Consider the following 16,664-nt stretch of genomic DNA (forward strand, 5'->3'; position numbering starts at 1 on the left):
TGCCGTCTCCCTATCGAAGGGCTCCCGGAGCCCGCTCCCCGGCCATCCCGTCATCCCCCGGGCGGGGGCACGACGAGATCGAACCGAACCCGGTCCTCAAGGTTCCCCTTCCGGACCCGCACCTCCAGGGTCCAGGTACCGGGCTCGTCGAAGGCCAGGCCGGTCACGTCGTAGGCCCCGTACTCCACCTCCCAGATCCGGGGGTGCACCTTCTGACCCGAGGGCCCCCTGGCGACCACCTCCACCCGCGCCCCTTCCACATCACCCATCTTGGCGTGGTGCACGATCAGCTCGAACCGGTTCTTCCCCACTCGAAGGCGGGCCGGACTCGTCTCCAGCTCCACGCTGAACACCCGGTTTTCGCCGATCCGGAAAAAGCTCTCGGCGTAGTGCTTGGTGAACCCCTCCACCTTGGTGTCGACCCGGGTCAACGGGGCAAATGCGGCGCCCGCGCATCCCCACAGGGCCAGCAGCGCCGCGACCAGCCACCCCCATCCCCCCGGCACAGTCCGGCTCGTCCGCATCCGATCCTCCTCGTCGTCTCTCGTCAAAACGCGCCTCCCACCCCGGCCAGCACCCGGAACCGCACCTCGTTCTGATCGCCGTTGAGGTCCTGGAACACCGGCAACCCCGCGGACACGTACGCGTTGGCCCGGGGGTGCATCCGCCACCTCAGCCCCGGGGAGACCAGGAGCACCTGCCCCCCGCTGTCCGGATCCTCCTCCCCCGCCCGGCGTTCCCGGTCCTGCCACAGGCCGTTCGCCTCCAGCACGAGATCCACCCGAACGGGCGGGGGAACCCGGTACACGAACGCCAGGTCGTAGTTGAACCGGTCGCCGAGGTCGGTGTCCAGAACCCCCTCCGTGACCCAGGTGTACCGCACCGCGCCGTGGAGGGCGAACGGTCCGTAGGCCTCGGACACGGCGAGCCCCACGGTGGGATCCCAGGAGCCCGACCCCGGCTGGAACTCCGCGTCGAACCGGTTGCCCGCGTCGTCCCGGACGCGGGTCTGGCCCGTGGGGACCTTGAGCGCCACGATTCCCGTGACCTCGATCCCCCACGCCTCCGAGCCGAACAACCGGACGTGGGCGTGAGCCGAGGCGTCACCCAATCCGCTCGCGTCCCCGTGGCTGTGGATCTCGTCCGGGGGCTCCGACTCCTCGATCCCGCGCCGCACCACGTAGGGCACCGCCACGTGGAAGGTGGCGAAACGCCCGGCCCCGTAACTGGCCGAGACCGAGTAGGTGGTCACGCTCTCCAGGTTGTGGATCTCCCGGTCTTCGGCGGCGAACCCCAGCAACTCGCGGTCAGAGAACGTGTCAAAGGCCTGGTAGTCGACCTGGAAATTGAGGGCCACGGTTCCCTTCCCCAGGTTGCCGGCCGCCGGCGTGACGATCGGCCCGGCCCCCTTGCCGGATCCGCCGCCCAGAACCGGGTGGGTGGCCCCCGCCGGAGGAACCGTCAGCATCGCCGCCGCCAGGGACAGCGCCGCGACCCCACCGATCCGTCTACCGGTTCGCCCCATCTTCTGCCCCTTTCTCCGAGTCACGACGGCGGTATCGTCCCGGGCACGGCCGCACTTGAGATACGAACCCCAACGAGAGCATTGCCAGACCCCTGCTCCCGATCCCTCCGGGCCCCACCCCTCACCATGGCAAACCTGTTGAAGGTTCAGGACGAGCACCGGCCCAGGCGCCGGTCCACCCGCACCCACACCCCCCCCGTCGGCACCTCAGCCAGGGGAACCCGGACCGAAAACGTCCGCCACCGCCTTCCCCGGCCCCTCCTTGCCGTGGGAAACACCTTGGCGCACACCGTGCGGATCAGCCGCCCTCCGGGAGCAAACACGCTCGTCTCCACCTCGACGCGCAGGCGGGAGCGGAAGAACTGGACCACGCGGCCTCGCAGGATCAGCGTGTTGCCCTGCCACTGCGCCCGAAGGCTCCGCACGCTCGCGTCCCCCGGCAGGAAGGTGACCGCCGGAGCCGGGTCGCCCCCCCAGGCCGCCCCCGCGCACAGCAGCGCGACGGCGAGGACCGCCCCCGTGACCCGGCCCGCCCGTCGAGCGTCACCGGTAACACGCAACCGTGCGTTCGTACGCCTTGCGCACCTTTGCAAACGCATTCTCCACCTCCACACGCAGTCGGGCCGCATCGGCCCGGGACCGGCGGGCGAGGGCCAGCTTGGCGCGCAGCTCGTCGCGCAACGTCACGTACTTCCGGCGCTCCACCCCGAACGCACACCGCCGAAGCGGGTCCTCCCCCAAGGCCCGGCGGGCGAGCTTCAGCATCTGCCCGTCCAGGTTCGCCAACGCGAACTCGATCTGCACCAGATAGTCGGTCGGAGCGTCGGTGGCCAGCGCAAACTGCCGCCCACCCCCTCCGGGGCCGCCGGGAACCCACCCGGCCCCGAAAACCGCCCACAACAGGACCACCACCCACCAAAATCCGCGTCGCCCTGACATCGTGTCGCCTCCGGTCTCCGTCGCTGGACCCGTGCCGGGGGGAAAACCCTCCTGCACCGGCCAGGGGATTATTCTGCACCTCATTGGCCATTTTTCTGCATGCCCGCCCCCCGGTGCGGCCACTGCGTCCTTCCAAGTAACTTCGGTCTACGGTCGTCGATCGACGGTCTTCCGTCTCCTGGCCCCCAGGGCAAGAGGCTCTCGCCAACCCGGGGGCGGGGGGCCTGTTGCTGGAGAGCCCGTTCGCCCAACGGGCCGAGCTACCCGGAATCCCTTTAGAAACCTTGAAGGGCAAAACTTGTCGTAAATGCATCAGGTTTTTGCGTAGGGGCGCAGTTCCCTTGCTGCGGCTCCCCATGCCTCGACGGTCTGAGGCGGAGCCTCGCTAGTTTCTAGTCTCTAGTTTCTAGTCTCTGCCCCGTCACTCGTGCACGGCCGGAAACAGGCCCCCCGCCCCCGCGGGAGGGCGTCCGTTACGCCGCACGTTGTAGGGCCCCCGCAGGGGCCTGACGAGGCCTCCCCTCTGGCGTCCTGCCACGGCCCCAGGCACCCTGGGCCCGGGACTCGACTCTACCACTCATTCCGACCTCCACCAGTCACGGTTGCCGGCTTTTGTTCCGGTGATAGACTGCGCCACCGGTCCCCATCCCTCACCGAAGAGGAGGAAGAGAGCCAATGAGCGACAAGGCCCCGGAAGGGCACGACCCCGCTTCCGAACTCCCCAGAAGAACCTTTCTGAAGACCGGCCTCGCAGTGGCCGGTGCGGCCGCCGCAGGGCTCGCGACCAAGGCCGAGGCAGCGATTCCTAAGCCCCCTCCCGGCGGGGAGACGCGGTTCGTCGCCCCGCCCCTCCTCTCGCCCTCGGCTGCCCCCGATCCGGGGCACCAGACCCCCCTACCGGCCCAGGGGCGCACCATCGAGGCCCCGCTGCACGGCATCCCCGCCGTGGTGGAGCCGCCCGGAGCACCCCGGGACGACCAGGTCGCCTACAAGACCTTCGACCTGGACCTGCAGATCGCGCGCCACACCCTGCTTCCCGGGGTCGAGGCCCACCTGCTGGCCTTCAACGGCAGGGTCCCCGGCCCCACCATCCGGGTGATGGAGGGGGACTGGGTCAAGGTACGGTTCAAAAACCGCACGGAGCTCATGCACACCATCCACTGGCACGGCATGGACGTGCCCTACACCATGGACGGCGTGCCCTGGGTCACCCAGGACCCGGTCCGGCCCGGGCAGACGTTCATCTACCGGTTCCAGGCCCGGCCCGCGGGCACGCGGTTCTACCACTGCCACTTCGGCACCCTGCTCCACATGCAGTCGGGCATGCACGGCGCGTTCATCATCGAGAAGCCCAACGACCCGATCCGCCAACGGTTTCCCTACACCCGCGACTACGTTTTGATCCTGACAAGCTGGGACCTGAACTTCATCCGCGAGGAGCTCAACGCCATGCTCCGGCGGATGAAGGAGCGGATGCTCCTCATGGAGCTGGGGAAGCTCGACCCCCAAACCATGGGCGTGTTCCGTACCTACGAGGACCTCCAGAGGGCCCTGGAGAGCGGCTACATGCCCCCCTACACCACCCAGCGGCTGGCCGGCGAGGGCCGGGCCACCCTGAACTTCAATTTCTTCGCCATCAACGGCAAGTGCTATCCCTCCACCGAGAATCTGCTGATCCGCGAGGGCGAGTGGATCCGGATCCGGCTCATCAACGCCGGCCAGCTGGAACACTATATGCATCTCCACGGCCATCAGTTCTTCATCGTGGCCGAGGACGGAAACGACCTGCCCGAGCCGATCGAGCAGAACACGGTGCGGGTGTCGCCGGGCAAGACCGCGGACATCGTGGTCTACGGCAACAATCCGGGGTACTGGACCTTTCACGACCACGACACCCGCAGGGTCACCAACAACGGGATCTACCCGGGCGGCATCCTGACCGTGCTCGCCTACGAGGGCATCGACGGCCCCTACGCCCCCAAGGTGGCCCTGGATGAGTGATACCCAAGAGTTCGGTCGACCGTCATCGGTCCACGGTCAGAGATCCACCACCGACCCGCGGGTACGCGGAACGCCTGATGTCCCGTCAGAGATTTTGTTTCGCAACCAGGCCGCGAAGCGGCCTACCAAAGGAGCGAGCATGCGTAGATGGGCCTTTGTGATCCTCGGCGCGCTGGCCACGTCGGTCCTGGCCTCCCCGGCGTCGGCGCGGGACGTGGGCGCCAACGTGGTGCCCCGCATCACCATCGGAGGCCGGCTGATCTCCACGTTGAACGCCACCTGGCTCCAGGGGGACGGCAGGGACGACGACGACCTCTACGACGTGAGCATCGCCGACACGAGCATCCTGGCCCGGTTCGATCGCCGGCTGTTCGACAGGAGCGTGGGCGGAGCCGTGGTGGGGCTGGAGTTTCCCGACCCCGACGCGGACTTCACGGACTCGGTGTTCTACCACCGGGTGTTCGCGTTCCTGTGGGACCGAAGCTATCAGGTGGAACTGGGCCGCACGAAGCTTCGGAACTTCCTGGTGGAGTTCCCCACCCTCCGGGATGACGATCTCTTGCGGTTCACCGAGATCCTGAACGGCTTCTCCAACTCCAACACCGAGGAGTACCACCAGTTCGGGAATCACCTCGCCCTGGATCTGTTCTGGCCGCGGCGATTCCTGCAGCTGACGGGCTACCTGGCCCAACGGGTCGAGACCGATGCGGCCGGCGAGATGAAGGAAGAGTTCGACCTGAACTCGGGCGGGCTGTTCCTCCAGCGGACCGTGCCGGGTCCCCTCAAGTTCTCGAGCCGGCTGCGGCAGCTCGGCGTGGGCTGGGACGCCCAGAAGGTAGACGTGGACGGCGACACCTGGAAGCACGCGTTCGTGGCGGGCGGCGTGGTCAACCTCACCATGGATCCCCTGGACCACTGGGAGGCCATGGCCCAGGTGATCTACGACACGGGCGCCGGCGACCGGGACCTGACCACCGACCAAGGCCGGGCGCTCGCGGAGAGCGTCGCGATGGCGGCGGCCGTCAACTACCGGCACAGCACGTTTCAGGTGCTGCGCTGGAAGGCGTCCCTCACGGCCGCGTACAAGGACTACCGGGACGAGGACGGGGCCGAGTGGAGCGTGGTGCCCACCTTCCAGTACCGCCTGGGGGACGGCATGGGCCTGTTGGCCCAGTACCAGTACACCCGCCGGTCCGGGGACCTGGCCACGGCCGTGGGGTTCGACCAGGAGCACACCGTGCAGATCGGCCTCACCTTCGACTTCGAGACAACCTTCAACGATTACATCGGGGAACGCCAGTCCATCCTGAACATGGAACACGGATACGTACGCTAACAGGAAGGAACTCCAAATGAAATCATCCCTGACTCGAATGACCTTTCTGCTGTTGGCAACCCTTCTGGCCGTGCCCCGGGCGGGTCTGGCCCAGGCCGCCCTGGACCGGATCCAGAAAACCGGGGTCATGGTGGTGGGCGTGCCGGAGGACGACCCGCCCCTGGCGTTCCGGGAACCCAACTCGGGGCGGCTGGTGGGGTACGACGTGGACGTGGCCACCGCCATCGCCCGGATCCTCGGGGTGAGGCCCCAATTCAAGCCGGTGAGCCCATCCAACCGCCTGGCCGCGTTGATCGACGGACGGGTGGACGTGGTGACCGGTCTGACCCACACGCAGCCCAGGGCGGCCGTGGTGGACTTTACCGAGCACTACCTGGTCTCCGGGCAGAAACTCATCGCCCGCACCGGCACCATCCGCACCCACGACGACCTGGAAGGCAAGCGGATCGGCGCCGTGGTGGGCACGTTTTCGGAGAGCTGCGCCCGCGATCGGTGCAAGGTGAGCGAGATCGTGCCGGTGGACGACTACATCTCAGGCATTGAGGCCCTGCTCAACGGCGACATCGACGCGTTCACGGCGGACGAGGCGATCCTGGTGGACCTCCTGGCCGGGATCCCGGGCCGTGGATTCGAGATCCCGGACGTTGCGATCCTGCGGCAGGAGTATCACTTGGCGGTGCGAAAGGGCGAAATCGCTCTGCGGGAGACGATCAACCGGGCCATTGCCCAGCTGGGCGAGTCCGGGCAGCTGGCCGCGATCCGGGACGACTGGTACGGCCCCAAGGAGGCAAGGCAGCCCCCGGCCTACGGCGCAATCGTCCGGAAGGCGGCCACCCGGCCCCGGTTCCTGGGCCTGCTCCTGAACGGCGTGATGTACCCGGACGCCCCGGTGGACGTGTACGCCCTGGACGGCCGGCGCGTGGGGTCGGGCAAGGTCTCGAAGATCATCGGCGACGAATTTTACGTGGATGTCGAACCCGAGGCTTACGAGTACGTGCGGCCGGGCTACCTGGTGACCATGAACATGACCCCCGAGATGGCCCTCGATGTGCTGCTGCGGGGCCGCAGTTCTCTGAAAGCGGTGAAGGCCGAGACCGAGAAGGCGACGACCCAGCTCCAGGCCCAGAAGGAGCGGGAGGGCTTGGAGAAACTCCGGCGAGCCCAGAAGCTCGACACCCTGCGCGAGCGCACCCGGATCTCGATTCAGGGCGATCGCGCACGGTACTTTTACTACTACCGCCGTTACCGCTACCGGTAGGCGCTGACGCGGGCGACCGGAGCCGAGCACGGAGGCACTCATGAAGCGATCGCGGGACTGGTCCCTGGCCACGGTGGTCTCGTTCCACTGCACCTGGATCGTGGCGCTGTTCATGGGCGCGTACGGCACCATGGAGACCTGGGTGTTCGGGGGGGGTTGGACGGAGGCGCTGTTCCGCCACGCGTTCCACGTGGCACTGATCTCCTTCGGCCTGCTCGTGATCCTTCACATCGTGCTCCATCGAACGGTGGCCCGCCCCATCGCCCGGATCAGCGCGCAGCTGTACCGGCTGGGGGCCGGGGCGGACGAGATGGATCCCATCGAGACCTCGATCCGGGAGATCCGGCAGATCGTACGGGGCATCGAACTGATGCGGGAACGAAGACGTGGCGGCGCCGCCGGATCGCTCCGCCACAGCGCCGAGCCGGCGCTGGAGGAGCTGCGGGAGCAGGCGAAACGGATCCACTCCCGCGACCCCGAGGCGAGCCGGGCGATCCTGGAGGCGACCGCACGGCTGCAGGGGATCTTGGACGCGGCATCCTGAGCCGAAGACCGAGAGGAGCCCCCGGAACCCCCCTCTCCTACCGCGTCAGAATCGGGGGCGGACGGGGGAGCGACGGTGGCGCAATCGGGAAACCCTAAGGCAACAAGACGACACGAACCACAGAAAAAAGGAGAGGACCATGATCCACATCGTCGAGACCGACAAGGACGTGGAGACCGCGGTGGCCGACCTGACCGAGGCGGTCAAGCGCCACGGGTTCGGGGTACTCCACACCTACGATCTCCGGGCCAAGATGGCGGAAAAGGGGGTCGATTTCCCCCGCGCGTGCCGGATCCTGGAGGTGTGCAACCCCCACCGGGCCTCCGAGGTGCTCACGGCCGACATGACCATCAGCCTCGCCCTGCCCTGCCGGATCACGGTGTACGAAGAGGGCGGAAAGACCCGGATCGGCACCCTGCTCCCCACGAAACTGCTGAATGTCTTCCCCAACGCCGAGGCCGTGGCCGGCGTGGCCCGCGAGGTGGAGCGCGAGATCCTGGCCATGATCGAGGAAGCGGCAGGGTAGAGGAGATAGCTTCGCGAATCGTGAATGGTTTTAGGTGCTTCTCCGCGGCCGCGCCGACTCGCGGGCCGTCGCGGAACTCTCCTCCCGGACCGGCCCCGGCGGGGGGAGGGGCGCACCTCCGTGTCCCTGCGGGTCGCCCCCCTCACATCGACCCCGCCTTCGTGCTAGCATACCTCCCCTTCGCGTTCCCGAGGGAGGAGGCCCATGCCCCACAGCCACGTGTTTCCGTTCTCGGCCCTGGTCGGCCAGGAGCGCATGAAGCTCGCCCTCGTGCTCAACGTGATCGACCCCACGATCGACGGGGTGCTGATCCGGGGCGAGAAGGGAACGGCCAAGTCCACGGCCGTGCGCGCCCTGGCGCAGCTCCTGCCGGAGATCCCGGTGGTGGCCGATTGCCCCTTCTCGTGCCACCCCACCCGGCCGGAGGAGATGTGCGAGCGCTGCCGGCAGCGCCGCAAGGCCGGAGAGAGCCTCCCCGCGCTCCGAAGGCCCATGGCCGTGCTGGACCTGCCGGTGGGCGCCACCGAGGACCGGGTGGTGGGGTCGATCGACATCGAGCGGGCCCTCAAGACGGGGGAGAAGGCCTTCGAGCCCGGCGTGCTCGCCCGGGTGAACCGGGGCATCCTCTACGTGGACGAGGTGAACCTGCTCGACGACCACATCGTGGACGTGCTCCTGGACGCCGCCGCCATGGGCGTGAACCACGTGGAGCGAGAGGGCGTGTCGATCCGGCACCCGGCCCGCTTCGTGCTGGTGGGCACCATGAACCCCGAGGAGGGGGAGCTCCGGCCCCAGCTCCTCGACCGGTTCGGCCTGTGCGTGGAGGTGGTGGGCATCCGGGACCCCAAGGATCGGGTCCAGGTGATCCGCCGGCGCCAGGCCTACGAGGCCGATCCCGAAGGGTTCCGGCGGGAGTGGTCCGAGGCCGACGCCCGGGTGCGGCAGGCCCTGGTGCGCGCCAAGGAGCTCCTGCCCCGGGTGGAGGTGACCGACGACGACCTGGAGGTGATCGCCACCCTGAGCGTGGACCTGGGGGTGGACGGCCACCGGGCCGATCTGGCCCTGCTCAAGGCCTGCCGGGCGCTCGCGGCGTACCGGGGTCGCACCCGGGTCACCGACGACGACATCGCCGAGGCCGCGGGCCTCGTGTACGCCCACCGGCTCAAAAGGACTCCGTTCGAGGAGCGGATCCTCTCGGAGGAGGAGGTGGTCTCCTCCATCCAGCGCACCCGCGAGGCCCAGAAGGCTCCGAAGCACAACCCTCCCCGTAAAAAAAAAGAGCCCACCTGAGCCCCCAGAAGAAGGCCGGCGACCGGTTGGTGCTGGAGCACCGGGTGTACGCCCCCACCGGCCGGTTTCGGGTCCGGGGAACCCTGGTGAACCGAGCGGTCCAGAAGCACCTGGCCCGGGGCCGCAGGGTCCGCAACCGCATGGCGCCCGACGCCGGCCGGTACATCCGGGCCCGGATCCCCCGCCGCAAACCCCGGGCACTCGCCGTGGACGCCACGCTCCGGGCCGCCGCGCCCGAGCAGGTGCGGCGCCGGGCCATGGGCCTCGCCCCTGCCCGCGGCATCGCCGTGCTCCCGTCGGACCTCCGGGAGAAGGTGCGCACCCGGCGCTCCGGGGTGAGCCTTCTGTTTGCCGTGGACGCGTCGGGATCCATGGGCGTCGAGGAGGTCATGGCCACGGCCAAGGGCATCGTGCTCACGCTCCTCACCGACGCCTACCAGAAGCGCGACCGGGTGGGGCTCTTGGCGTTCCGGGGCACGGAGGCGCGGCTGGTGCTGCCCTTCACCACGAGCGTGGCCCAGGCGCAGCAACGCCTCCGGGACCTCCCCACCGGCGGAAAGTCGCCCCTCGCCCTCGCCCTCGCCAAGAGCCTCGAGGCGTTCCACCGGGAGCTCACGAAGCACCCGGGCCGGTTGCCGCTCCTGGTGCTCCTCACCGACGGCAAGGCGAACATCAGCATGGCGGGCCGGGAACCGTTCGAGGAGGCGCTCGATCAGGCCCGCCGCATCCGCCACGCCGGCATCCGCAGCCTGGTGGTCGACACCGACCTGACCTGGATCCACTCCTACGCCTACGCCCGGGTGCTGGCCGAGGCCATGGGCGCCCGCTGCCTGGGCATCCGCGACCTGGAGCTGGGGCAGGTGATCGATTTCATGGGGCTGGGAGGCGGGGAGGCTGGGAGGCGGGGAGGCTAAACATCTTTCGGCCACAGATTCACACAGATCTACACGGATCTTTTACCCCCGGGGTGGACCTGGCTTGCGTCGTTCCGTCCCCGCGGCCCCTGGACCCGGGGATCTCCCCATCCCCTATGAATCTGTGGCGATCCCGCCCCCTTGGAGCCCGCATCACGCCCCTACCGCCTCCCTAAGCGAAACCGCCAATGCCGGAAACGCCCGCAGCACGGCACGGTCGGCCGTGACCAGCAGGCATCCCAGTTCCGCGGCCAGGGCCACGAACTCGCAGTCGTAGGCCGAACAGGGACTCTCCCGCACGAACCGGAGCACCTCGTACGAGTCCACCGTGTACTCACGGCCCGCCATCAGATCCTCGGCTTCCCTCTGGAGCGCGTAGGCGCGGTCGAAATCGATCACTTTCCTCCGCAGATAGAGGGAAAGGACGCTTCGAAACTCACTCCTCCAGAGCACCGGGGCCGCCCACTCCGGGTCTTGCCGCAGCAGCCGCTCGGCCAAGGGCGTCTCGCGGGTCGGAAGGTAGAGGTAGGCGAGAATGTTGGTGTCGACCACGATCACGGACGGCCCTCGTCGATCGCGGCCGCGATCTCCCCCGCATCGAACGCTTCGGAACGCAGTCCGGCACGAAGCCGGCGGGCCCTCTCGATCCTCTCTTCCGGCACCACCGCGTTCGGCAGGAGAACGCGCTCCAAACAGGCGATGGCCTCCCCATTGATGCTCCGGTGATGGGCGCGGGCGGACTCCTTCAGCCTCTCGTACAGGCCCTCGGGCACATTTTTCAACGTAACGGTCGTTGGCATGGCACCCTCCGCACTACACCAATTTGCCACCATTATGGTGCCCACCCCACCGAAGAGCAAGACCGTCGACCAACTCCCCTTTGCCGCCCCTAGTGGCGCGTTTCCGAAATCTCGTGGCATTCCCAGGGGGTAGGGCTGGGGGCCCTCCTTCGCTGAACGGTCTCGCAGGGGCCGCCTCGGCGCGGTCCGCTGCGGCGCGTGAGGGCACGCGCCGCGGCCGATCCCCTGGCGCCGGGCGGCCCGGGCTGCTCGGCCGTCGCGCTTCGTCGGAGCCGCGAGCCACGGCCGCCGATCGTTGGGGTGCGGCAGACGGTCCCCTCACCCGGCTTCCGCGACGGCCCGCACCCGGGCCCTTTGGATGTCCCACTCGTCGAGGAGGAACCGGCTCTCCTGGTCCACGATCCAATAGCCGAACCGGTCCTCCGGATCCTCCAGCACGCGGCAAAGCCGGGCTCCGGCCCAGGGGGCCTCCCACGGTGGGGCCTTGCCCACCACCACCTCGAGCAGATCCCCGCTTTCCAGGGCCTGTCGTGCCAGACGGTGGATCGTGGGTTCGCACCGGTCCACCCACGGCACCGGGATCATCTCGTCGAGCCCTCTCCAGCGCAGGCGCACGGCGCCGTGCAGCCGGCCGTACTCGTACAGGGCGAACAGCGATTTGGCGTCGGCCTCCAGGCGCTGCAGCAGCCGGGTGCGCTCACCCGAAACCAGGTAGCCGCGGAGCGTGGCCGCATCGCCGAACGGCCGGCGGATGCCGCACGAGCCCTGGATCAGCATCTCGGTGGTGATCTTGAGGGTGCGCCCCCTCCGGCCCGTCCTGGTCGTTTTCTTCGGGGGACCGAGCTCCGCGAGTCTGCGGATCCCCGGATCGAACCCGAGCCCCGCCAAAAACGCGCGCACCCGAAGGCCGGCGATCAGGTCGTACCCCTCCAGAGCCTTTCTCGCGTCGGCGAGATCCTCCCCGGCGAACCCCTGGATCTCGCGGCGGTTCACATCGAGCACCACCGCGGCCCCGGGGCGCTCCGGCGGAAACCCGTGCACGATCGCCCGGCGCAGCGCCGCCAGTTCGGCGGCCTGGGCCGCTTGCCGGCGCTCGGCCGCCCGGATCTGTGCCCGGATCACCCCGGGATCCGGCTGCAACGAGGCCCACCGCCTCTTTTGCTCGATCCGCTCCCGGACCATCCCCCGGACCGTGCGCACCAGGGCGTCGCCGCCCGGGGCCACGGCCCACCGGCCGTCGGGAAGGACCTCCACCGGAGAGCCGCGGCGCCCGAAATCGGGGTGGTCGGCCCGCACCCGGTGCCAACGGGTGCAGGTCTCCAGAAAGGAAACCACCTCGCCGGGCTGCATGGGCCGGCCGTGGGCGTCGAGCACCGCGACCACCACCCGCCGCACCGACCACTTGCCGAACAGGCTCTCGTCGCCCCACGCTTCTTCGAGCTCCGCCGGCGTCAAGGGCTGGTCGGGGCCGGGAAGCGGCGCCGGGGCCGGACGCACCACCTCGATCCTCGGCGCCCTGGGAGGGCGCAGTCCGAGCCGAAACGCCCACAGGTCCGTTTCGGACGCGTGGGGGTCCAGCGCGTAGAGCTCGCCCTCGCGGTACACGGGCGGGCGGCCCGGCCGGCAGCGTTTCAGGGATCGGATGGCCTGGTCGGCCGGCGCAATGCCGGCGCGCTCGAACCGTTCGGCCACCTGTTCCAGGGTCAAGGGGCCGCCCGCCTCGAGAAGGGCCACGATCAGCAGGGAGAAGGTGTTCGCCTCCCGGTGATCCTTCACCCCCTCAATTCGCGGGGGTTCGATGCCGAGAACCTCACAGTACCGGTTCGTCACGGCATCCTCGCAGGCGAACCAAGATTTTTTTGGCCACGGATGAACACAGATCGACACAGATCCATTTGGCCCTGGGCCGGGATCCCGCCTGCGGCGGTTTCTTCCCACGGCCTCTTGGACCGCCCCGGGGATCTACCGCCCCCCAAATCCGTGTCCATCTATGTGCCTCCGTGGCCGACATGGACGCGGGCGCGGATCCGTGGCTCAGCTCCCCCCACGGCCGCTCGCCCGCGCCCAGGGGCCGTCGAGGGAGCGGCGGATCCATTCGGTGCCGCAGAAGCTGCAGGTCACCCGGATCTCGCCCTTCTCCTCCAGGAGCCGGCGGGCCTCGTCCGGCCCCAGCGCCGCCAGGGTGGCGTCGAGGCGCTCCTCGTTGCACCGGCACCGGAACTCGGGGGTCCCCAGCTCCTCCACCTCGTACTCCAGGCCTGCCAGCGCCCGATCGAGAACCGCGTCGAGCCCCCCCTCCCGAAGGAGCTCCGTGACCCCCCCGAGCCGGGAGAAGTTCTCCACGAGCCGGTCGAGGTCCCGGTCGGTGGCGTCGGGCAACGCCTCCACCAGCACGCCGCCGGCCGCGCCCACCCGGTAGTCGGGGGCCACGTACACCCCCAGGGCCACGGCCGAGGGGATCTGCTCGCTGGTGAGAAGGTAGTACGCCAGGTCCTCGGCGACCTCTCCGGTCTGGATCGGAGCGGTCGAGACGTAGGGCTCCTTCAGCCCCAGGTCCCGCACCACCACCAGCTCGCCCTTCCCCACCCCGCCCCCCACGTCGAGCTTGCCGTCCCGGGAGGGAAGATCGGCCTGGGGGTTCTGGACGTAGCCCCGCACGGCCAGGTCGGCCCGGCCCTCGGCCACGACGGCCCCCAGCGGCCCGTCGCCCCGCCATTGGAGAAGGACCGACGCCTCGCCCTTCCCCAGGCTTCCCAGGAGGGCCGCGCCCGTGAGGGCCCGGCCGAGCGCGGCCGTGGCGGTGGGAGAGAGATTGTGCCGCCGGCGGGCCTCCTCCGCCAACGCCGTGGTCTCGGCCGCCCGCACCAGGAATCCGCCCCCCCGAGGGAACACGGCCACGACACGGTCTGCCATCACTCGTCCTCCCGGTGGCGGGGCAGGGTCACCCGGAAGGTGGTCACCTCCCGGTTCGGGTCCAGCTCCACGTCGACGGTGCCGCCCATCGAGCGCACCAGCCGGTACACGATGCCCAGGCCCCTGCCCTTCACGTCGGCCTCCCGCAGCGCCTCCAGCTGCTCGGGGTCCAGCCGGCCGGGGTTCGAGATCTCCACGCAGGCCCGGTCCCCCTCGGCGTAGGTGCGCACGGTGAGCGTACCGCCCGTGGAAGGAACGGCCTTGGTGGCGTTGTTCAGCAGGTTGTCCAGCACCCGCTCTAAGGCCAGCCGGCGCACCCGAACCCAGAGTTCCGGCTCCAGCTCGCCCGCGTCGGTCTCCACCCCGGTGCGGCGCTGCTCCTGGATCGCCTCGGTGTTGATGGCCACCCGGTCCTGGACCACCTGGCTCAGGTCCAGGGACTCGGGCCGGCTCACCGGGTAGAGGCTCAGCGCCATCTCCTGGATCCGGGTCCCCTCCCGGATCACCACGTCCAGGTACTTGAGCATCTCCTCGCGCCGAGGGTCTCCGGACTCCAGCATCCGCCGGACCCTCCGGGCGAATCCGGCCACCGCAATGGCCGGATTCTTGAAGTCGTGCAGGATGTCGTCGAGGCGCTCGATCTCCAGCACCTGCGTGAGCTGCTTCCCGAAGAAGGTGAGGATCTCGATCTCCTCGTCCGTGAAGAACCGGCGGCGCTCCACCGCGTCGAACACGAGGATGTATCGCACCCGGTCGGCCAGCCGCAGGGGCACGTACAGGATCGAGTGGATCCCGTGGGTGCGGCAGAACTCCCGGAGCTGCGAGGTCACGAGGTAGCTCTTCTGGGGGGACTTGATGAGCAAGTAGGAGGGGTGGACGCGCTCGTTCTCGAAGTCCCCCGCGGGCAGGCCCTGGCGGACCACGGCGTTCAGGTAGGGGTGGTCCGCCAGGAGGAACGACTTCCCCACCGTGTGGTAGCCGCCCTCGCTGGGCCACCCGGCCTCGAGCACGGCCTGGGTCTCGTCCTCGCTCACGGCGAACAGGCTGCAGCTCTGGATGCGGATGATGTCCTGCAGCTCGTCCAGGGCCGGCTGGAACAGGTCCTTGAGCTTGATTCCCCGGTCCTGGGAGAGCTTGGCGAAGATCCGCTCGACGATCCACTCCTTCTTCTCGTTCATCCGGCGCAGATCCAGGATCTGCTTGCGGGCCACCACATAGCTGACCCGCTGGGCCATGAGCTGGGCCACCTCGATCTCGGTGTCGGAGAACGCCCGGTTGGCCTCGGCGTAGTAGATCTGGATCGCGCCTTGCACGTCGGGGGCCCGTGGGTCGAATCGGGGGATCGACAGGGGCACGGCCAGCAGCGACCGCAGCCCCTGATCCACCACCGACTTGTTCCGATACGAGGGATCCGACGCGATGTCCGAGATGGTGTGGGCCTTCTGGGTGGCCACCACCCGGCCGGCCACCGACTCTTCGAACGGGATCGCAACCTCCCGCTCGGCTTCGGACATGTGGAACGAGCCGAAGGAGATCATCTGGTTGAGGCGGGGATCGTACAGACGGATCGAGGCCGCCCGGGCGCCCAGGAACTCCACGATGACCCGGGCCGCGTCGTAGAGGATCTTGCGCCACGACTGGTTCGGGTCGATGTCCATCAGGCGGCTGAAGGTCTCGAACACGCAGCCCAGGGCCCAGGGGAGGTCCGGGTGGTCGAGGCGCCGGAGGATCTCAGGGAGGGTGCAGGAACGCTCGGTCATGGGTCCGACCCGGTAAAAGGCGTTTGCTCGTTGTATACGGGAAGCATGCGCGTCGGTCAAGCGAGCCCCTATTTTCCCGGCGACCACCGGAAGAACGCCTCGAATTCCCGCCTTCGCCGGGCCTACACTCGGGACACCGCCGGGGGACGGTTGCGACGGGCGGAGACCCCGGTCGCACGACGAGCGTCCTGGTGGCATCGGGGACCCGGCTCCCGTACACTCTGCGCCGAACATCCGCCCTTTTGCCCGGAGGAGGCCCCATGGATCGGATTGCGGACTTTCTGTTCGAGGCCGGCATGCTCAAGCGCACCCCCCGTACCGGCTGGCAGTTCCTCGGGTCGGGCACCGAGAGCGTGGCCGAGCACACGTTTCGCACCGCCGTCATCGCGTTCGCCCTGGCCCGCCTCAGCCCCGAGGTGGACGCGGACCGCGTGCTGCGCATGGCTCTCCTCCACGACCTGCCGGAGGCGAGGACCGGAGACCTCAACTACATGAACCAGAAGTACGTGCGGGCCGACGAGGAGACGGCCGCGGCCGATCTGACCCGCGGGCTTCCGTTCGGCGAGGAGATGGCCGAGCTGCTGGCCGAGTTCCGGGCCCAGCAGACCCCGGAGGCGGTGCTGGCCAAGGACGCCGACCACCTGGAGATGCTCCTGCAGCTCAAGGAGCACCTGGACGTGGGCAACCGCAACGCCGAGGAGTGGATCCCCTTCAGCCTGAGACGCCTCAAGACCGACGTGGCCCGGGATCTGGCCCAACGGATCCTTCAGAGGGACTCCTCGGCCTGGTGGTTCGACAAGGACTCGGAGTGGTGGGTCAGCGGGGGAAAGACGTAGGCCACCCCGCCGCCTTGCGTTC

The 16,664-nt window shown here is 69.0% G+C and carries 17 protein-coding genes; 8 read left to right on the plus strand and 9 right to left on the minus strand.

Annotated elements, in window-relative coordinates; all coding sequences use genetic code 11:
• Positions 1-50 precede the first annotated feature (50 nt).
• From DEFCA_RS0107700 to DEFCA_RS0107715, 4 genes are all read right to left on the minus strand, one after another.
• Positions 51-524, minus strand: a complete 474-nt coding sequence (locus DEFCA_RS0107700; protein WP_025322449.1) for a hypothetical protein — start codon at positions 522-524, stop codon at positions 51-53.
• Positions 525-547: 23 nt separating this feature from the next.
• Entirely contained in the window at positions 548-1,525 is a 978-nt protein-coding gene (locus DEFCA_RS0107705) for a hypothetical protein (RefSeq protein WP_169709501.1), read from the minus strand.
• Positions 1,526-1,671: 146 nt separating this feature from the next.
• Complete coding sequence (locus tag DEFCA_RS0107710; protein WP_169709502.1) at positions 1,672-2,085, minus strand: hypothetical protein; 414 nt, start codon at positions 2,083-2,085, stop codon at positions 1,672-1,674.
• Complete coding sequence (locus tag DEFCA_RS0107715) at positions 2,069-2,464, minus strand: hypothetical protein (protein WP_169709503.1); 396 nt, start codon at positions 2,462-2,464, stop codon at positions 2,069-2,071. The genes DEFCA_RS0107710 and DEFCA_RS0107715 overlap by 17 nt, the downstream gene beginning before the upstream one ends.
• 675 nt (positions 2,465-3,139) lie before the next feature.
• Between DEFCA_RS0107715 and DEFCA_RS0107720 the strand changes: the two genes are divergently transcribed.
• From DEFCA_RS0107720 to DEFCA_RS0107750, 7 genes are all read left to right on the plus strand, one after another.
• Positions 3,140-4,465: a multicopper oxidase family protein gene (locus DEFCA_RS0107720; RefSeq protein ID WP_029733748.1), complete on the plus strand. Its 1,326-nt coding sequence runs from the start codon at positions 3,140-3,142 to the stop codon at positions 4,463-4,465.
• A gap of 139 nt (positions 4,466-4,604) precedes the next feature.
• A complete protein-coding gene (locus tag DEFCA_RS0107725; protein WP_169709504.1) occupies positions 4,605-5,801 on the plus strand; it encodes a hypothetical protein in 1,197 nt (398 codons plus the stop codon).
• A 16-nt stretch (positions 5,802-5,817) separates the two neighbouring features.
• A complete protein-coding gene (locus DEFCA_RS20490; RefSeq protein ID WP_084318943.1) occupies positions 5,818-7,059 on the plus strand; it encodes a transporter substrate-binding domain-containing protein in 1,242 nt (413 codons plus the stop codon).
• 40 nt (positions 7,060-7,099) lie between these two features.
• The gene (locus DEFCA_RS0107735) at positions 7,100-7,603 is read left to right on the plus strand and encodes a HAMP domain-containing protein (RefSeq protein WP_025322457.1); all 504 of its coding nucleotides are present in this window, start codon (positions 7,100-7,102) and stop codon (positions 7,601-7,603) included.
• Between the two features lie 139 nt (positions 7,604-7,742).
• Positions 7,743-8,129: a DUF302 domain-containing protein gene (locus DEFCA_RS0107740; RefSeq protein WP_025322458.1), complete on the plus strand. Its 387-nt coding sequence runs from the start codon at positions 7,743-7,745 to the stop codon at positions 8,127-8,129.
• 204 nt (positions 8,130-8,333) lie between these two features.
• Entirely contained in the window at positions 8,334-9,419 is a 1,086-nt protein-coding gene (locus DEFCA_RS0107745; protein WP_051463207.1) for an ATP-binding protein, read from the plus strand.
• Between the two features lie 29 nt (positions 9,420-9,448).
• Entirely contained in the window at positions 9,449-10,333 is an 885-nt protein-coding gene (locus DEFCA_RS0107750) for a vWA domain-containing protein (protein WP_245693549.1), read from the plus strand.
• 153 nt (positions 10,334-10,486) lie between these two features.
• Here the strand turns inward: DEFCA_RS0107750 and DEFCA_RS0107755 are convergent, their stop codons facing one another.
• The 5 genes from DEFCA_RS0107755 to DEFCA_RS0107775 all read right to left on the minus strand — a co-directional run bounded on the left by DEFCA_RS0107755 (position 10,487) and on the right by DEFCA_RS0107775 (position 15,806).
• The gene (locus tag DEFCA_RS0107755; RefSeq protein WP_025322459.1) at positions 10,487-10,891 is read right to left on the minus strand and encodes a type II toxin-antitoxin system VapC family toxin; all 405 of its coding nucleotides are present in this window, start codon (positions 10,889-10,891) and stop codon (positions 10,487-10,489) included.
• Positions 10,888-11,133, minus strand: a complete 246-nt coding sequence (locus tag DEFCA_RS0107760) for a FitA-like ribbon-helix-helix domain-containing protein (protein WP_025322460.1) — start codon at positions 11,131-11,133, stop codon at positions 10,888-10,890. Before DEFCA_RS0107760 ends, DEFCA_RS0107755 begins: the two co-directional genes overlap by 4 nt.
• A gap of 318 nt (positions 11,134-11,451) precedes the next feature.
• Positions 11,452-12,963, minus strand: coding sequence for a hypothetical protein (locus DEFCA_RS0107765; protein ID WP_025322461.1), 1,512 nt, complete (start codon positions 12,961-12,963; stop codon positions 11,452-11,454).
• Positions 12,964-13,167: 204 nt separating this feature from the next.
• Positions 13,168-14,046 (minus strand): Hsp33 family molecular chaperone HslO, encoded by an 879-nt coding sequence (locus DEFCA_RS0107770; RefSeq protein ID WP_025322462.1) that lies wholly within the window; start codon positions 14,044-14,046, stop codon positions 13,168-13,170.
• A complete protein-coding gene (locus tag DEFCA_RS0107775) occupies positions 14,046-15,806 on the minus strand; it encodes a GAF domain-containing protein (RefSeq protein ID WP_025322463.1) in 1,761 nt (586 codons plus the stop codon). The genes DEFCA_RS0107770 and DEFCA_RS0107775 overlap by 1 nt, the downstream gene beginning before the upstream one ends.
• 260 nt (positions 15,807-16,066) lie before the next feature.
• On the opposite strand from DEFCA_RS0107775, the gene DEFCA_RS0107780 reads away from it, so the two are divergent.
• Positions 16,067-16,642: an HD domain-containing protein gene (locus tag DEFCA_RS0107780; RefSeq protein WP_025322464.1), complete on the plus strand. Its 576-nt coding sequence runs from the start codon at positions 16,067-16,069 to the stop codon at positions 16,640-16,642.
• Positions 16,643-16,664: the final 22 nt, after the last annotated feature.

It is taken from the genome of Deferrisoma camini S3R1 (genome assembly GCF_000526155.1).
Lineage (GTDB): Bacteria > Desulfobacterota > Deferrisomatia > Deferrisomatales > Deferrisomataceae > Deferrisoma > Deferrisoma camini.